The sequence below is a fragment of the Novosphingobium indicum genome (assembly GCF_014645195.1).
Lineage (GTDB): Bacteria > Pseudomonadota > Alphaproteobacteria > Sphingomonadales > Sphingomonadaceae > Novosphingobium > Novosphingobium indicum.
Genome location: NZ_BMLK01000063.1, coordinates 1 through 3919 on the forward strand (window position 1 = coordinate 1; position 3919 = coordinate 3919).

The window sequence follows — 3919 nt, forward strand, 5'->3', positions numbered from 1 at the left end:
TTCTGAATCAGAAATCGTGACCAAAGGGAATCCCATGCCGATTCAGAACGGTCGAAAACCGCTCTAGTAAGACTTAAGGGAGACGTAAGGTAGGCGTTCAGCCAACCTTGGGCTCAGACGATAGAAGGATGAAGACCCTTCATTGGCCATCATCTTTGGTCTTCCACTTTCCTCTTTCTACCTGTCTCAGCTTTGGTCACCCCCTTAAGCCGAACTCTAGCCAAACAATTAGCCTCCCCATCGTCGTTACAAAGTGTTCACACTTGGAAACCTTCACTCTCGGGTAACGGTCAGTCCATACGACCGTGACGCTCAAAACACTCAAGGCGTGAGGGAAACATGAGGACAGCCACAATCATCACCGCAGGGTTGCTGATGCTCCCCGTTCCGGCTGGCCCTGCGCTGGCCCACGGAGGCGGATTGAACGCGGAAGGGTGCCATACGAACCGAAAGACCGGGGAATACCACTGCCACCGTTCGGGACAGTCAAGCCAATCGTCCTCACGCTCTAGCAGCTCGCAGCCGCTCTATTCGCAACCTCGCCGCAATGGAGCGTATCGCAACTGCAAGGAAGCTAGAGCTGCCGGTGCCGCGCCGGTCTACAGAGGACAACCGGGCTATGGACCCCACCTTGACCGGGATGGGGACGGCATAGGCTGCGAATGATAGAGCAGTGTCGATGCTTTCAATCATTCTTGCTGCCGTCGCTGTAATCCCAGCCGATCAGGCGTTCACTTGCACACCTGTTCGCGTTTGGGATGGTGATGGCCCCGTATGGTGCAAGGAAGGGCCAAGGGTCAGGCTTGCAGGCATCGCAGCGAGAGAGATCGACGGAACATGCAGGTCTAATCAACCATGCCCCAAAGCGGGTGCGAAAGAGGCCAGAGACGCCCTTGCCTCTCTCCTAGGCACACCTATCGGCTACAGCCGGGAAGGCCATGTCATGATTGAAGGGCCCGCGTTGCACTGCGTCTCCGAGGGCGACGGGGTAGGCAACAGGACCGCTGCATGGTGCGTCTCGCCCCGCTACGGAGACATTTCGTGTGCCATGGTGGCCGGTGGATGGGCGCTACGCTGGCAACGCTATTGGCAAGACCATAGGTGCAAGCGTTGAGAGAAGATCGGGATCACAAGGAAGACAGGGCAATTCGCCTTGAGGCTGCAATCCTAGTTGCTGTCCTCGCCTTCATCGTCATGGCATACCTGCTAGTCTGGCTGCGGTCCTGAAGGATCACAGAAATGGCTTTCGGGGGGGCCTGAGACGCCAAAGGTCGCTGCAAGCTCCAAGCCCTCCTGAGAAAGCCGCAATCGCGTCTGGACGCCTTCTGCCACCACTCCTGAGCGGTCTATGAAGCCGGGGGCATGTTGGACAAACCCAGCGGCAACTAAGGCGTCCTTGACCTTGGAGAATTGCTCCACCGTTATCCCCGGCTCAGCCCTGAAGCTGTTGCGGTCCATGGACCTGCGCAACCACTGTCCTCCCGCTTCAGTCAATCCACCTAGCACCCCCTCCAACGCCCGCTGAATGGCAGGGACGGTTGTTGGACGCTTCTTGCCCGGAGGAAGCGAAGGCAGCACGATTTCCTGAAGGTAATGAGCGACAAGGGCCTCAGCCTCAGGGGAGACAGCACGCCTCCCAAGAGTGAGAACAGGCGGAGCAAACTTCCGCGCTTTCGCCACTTCCGACGCTGTAGGCCCTTCGCTCATCGATCAGACTTCCAAGACTATCTTCTCAGGCCCGCTCGCCTGATCTGTGTTTTTGTCGGTGCCGTAGCGGGGCCGCAGAGCTTCCACAGCCTGCACGAGCTGTCCCCATTCCAGCGCTACCTTTTCCACCTGTCCTGTCTCATTGACGGCACACAAGACAAGACACTCATCCCCCATGTCGTGAAGCTCAACGACCGTTTCACCGCTCAGCTCGAATTGATCCCGCATGTGTAGTTCCCTTTGGGCTGTCCCCCGGCTCACTGCCGGTGCCACGAGAACTAGAGAGGCCGGATTCCGCCGACAACCCAAATAGATGGTAAACGAGAAATTATTTTGTTCTATATCATGGACTTACTACACCTGCGGACAGTCCACGATTGGGGCCAGGAACTGCGCCATTCTAGGCGGGAAGCATTAGCTGCCTGACCTTCGCCGCATCCCACGGCCCACCCCGCCGCGTCTGGACACCTTTGGCCGTCAGATAGGCCGCAATCTGCCTCAAGCTCGTAGCTCCGTTTGCTTGCGCCTCCGCGATGGCGGGACGGACGCGAGCCGCAAAGTCAGCCGCACGGCGTTGCCGCTCAGCTAGACCGAGGGACGGGTTGACCTTCTCGCCCCCACGATAGCCGCCAAGCTGGACGCCACGATCCTTCGCCGCCTTCAGGGCAGCTTTGGTCCTCTCAGAGATCAGACCGGCCTCAAGCTCTGCCACACCCGCCATCTGATTGACGATAAATCGGCCCATTGCCCCTTGCACTTGAGGAAGGTCGCAGAACGCCACTTCAACGCCACTCTCCAAGACCGAGTGAAGGAAGCGGACGTTACGGGCCAGACGGTCCAGCTTAGCCACCAACAACGTCGCGCCTGTCAGCTTTGCATGATCAAGGGCCTTTGCCAGTTCAGGCCGATCACTGCGCTTTCCGCTCTCGACTTCCACATAGGTAGGGGCAAGCAAAGTGTCTCCCGGCTTCAGGTAAGCGCTGATCGCCTCCTGTTGCGCCTCAAGCCCAAGGCCCGAACGCCCCTGCTTGGCTGTAGAGACGCGAGCATACGCAACGTAAGTGGTCATCGGGAATGCCTGTATGGTTTCAGTCTACGGACGTTGACTGAAATCAAACACCACATTCGAGCCAATGTCCAGCAGAAAACGGGGAGGCATGTCAGGCAGCGCCGCATATGCTCGACTGCCGCTCACCGCAGGTCAGTCCGTTAGCGCGTAAGCGCCTGAGCGTGGCAGGCAGCTAGAAGGCTAGGGGCGTTTTGCCTTTGGGTCCCTTCTGGGTCCCTTTTCCCCTCCTGCGGGTCCCTCGTTTGCTCGCTCTCAGGCGATTTCAAAATTGCCGCTAAAGGTTGAGCTTGTTCGTTGTTGTTGGAAGTTCGTGAGGGGGGGAGGCCTCTCAGAAAACGTCTGCGGTAACTACCTTTTCGCCCCCACCTGCATCATCGTCCCAAACCAAGCGAACAGTGGCGCGTCTTGGCGATTGCATGTGTACCGCCGCAAGAACCGAGAATGATTGATGAACATCCAACGAAGGATACGGGAGCTTTCTCGTTAAATCGCCCCGGTGGAACAATTCTTCGCCAGACTGAACTTCCATCTGCACTTGGCGAGCAACGCCCCGCCCCCTGTTGAAGACGCGAAGCTCGTAGTTGTTACGTGCTCTGCTCCGAAACTCAGCCGAAAGGTCCGCACGCTGGGATGCAAGACTTTCCGCCTCCTCCTTATCAATCAGGAGTGCGTTGAGACGCCTGTTCAGCTTATCCAAGCCGTGCTGCCGCCAAATGGTGTAAAGCGACAGCCCTAAAGCCATCACGGCGATGCCGTCGCTAACACTTACTTCCACTTGGAGAACATCTTCTTGAAGTCGTCCCGCACGTCCTTCAGCAGCTCAGCTTTCAAGTCTTCCACCTCAGCCTCTACAAGACCATTATTGGCTTCCCGAAGCTCAGCTTTGGTCAACACGCGCTCGCATCGATAGCATTTCACCTGCTCAGTGTCGTTCTGCTCGAAATCAGTCCCGCCGCAGGTCGGACATTGCAGGCTGATAGAACGGTCATAGTTGTCCTTCATTGCGCCATACTCCTGAGTGACTAGGGTGGAACAATAACGGAACAGAGCTGGCTTGAAAAGTGCAACACTCACTTTGGGCCTGTCAGTAATTTTGTGCGCGAGGTCATATAGATGGAATGGAAAGGACCATCGATATGGCGA

Annotated in this window: 5 protein-coding genes; 1 reads left to right on the forward strand and 4 read right to left on the reverse strand. The window is 57.2% G+C overall.

Going from position 1 to position 3919, the window contains the following annotated elements; all coding sequences use genetic code 11:
• The first annotated feature begins 375 nt into the window (after positions 1 to 375).
• Positions 376 to 666 (forward strand): excalibur calcium-binding domain-containing protein, encoded by a 291-nt coding sequence (locus IEX64_RS23830; protein ID WP_229710719.1) that lies wholly within the window; start codon positions 376 to 378, stop codon positions 664 to 666.
• Positions 667 to 1710: 1044 nt separating this feature from the next.
• Here the strand turns inward: IEX64_RS23830 and IEX64_RS23835 are convergent.
• The 4 genes from IEX64_RS23835 to IEX64_RS24590 all read right to left on the reverse strand — a co-directional run.
• Positions 1711 to 1935 (reverse strand): hypothetical protein, encoded by a 225-nt coding sequence (locus IEX64_RS23835; RefSeq protein WP_188823914.1) that lies wholly within the window; start codon positions 1933 to 1935, stop codon positions 1711 to 1713.
• 172 nt (positions 1936 to 2107) lie between these two features.
• Complete coding sequence (locus tag IEX64_RS23840) at positions 2108 to 2776, reverse strand: recombinase family protein (RefSeq protein WP_188823916.1); 669 nt, start codon at positions 2774 to 2776, stop codon at positions 2108 to 2110.
• A gap of 328 nt (positions 2777 to 3104) precedes the next feature.
• Positions 3105 to 3551 (reverse strand): hypothetical protein, encoded by a 447-nt coding sequence (locus IEX64_RS23845; protein ID WP_188823918.1) that lies wholly within the window; start codon positions 3549 to 3551, stop codon positions 3105 to 3107.
• The coding region (locus tag IEX64_RS24590) for an ECs_2282 family putative zinc-binding protein (protein ID WP_229710718.1) at positions 3542 to 3919 on the reverse strand (378 nt) is incomplete at its 5' end. The genes IEX64_RS24590 and IEX64_RS23845, both read right to left, overlap by 10 nt.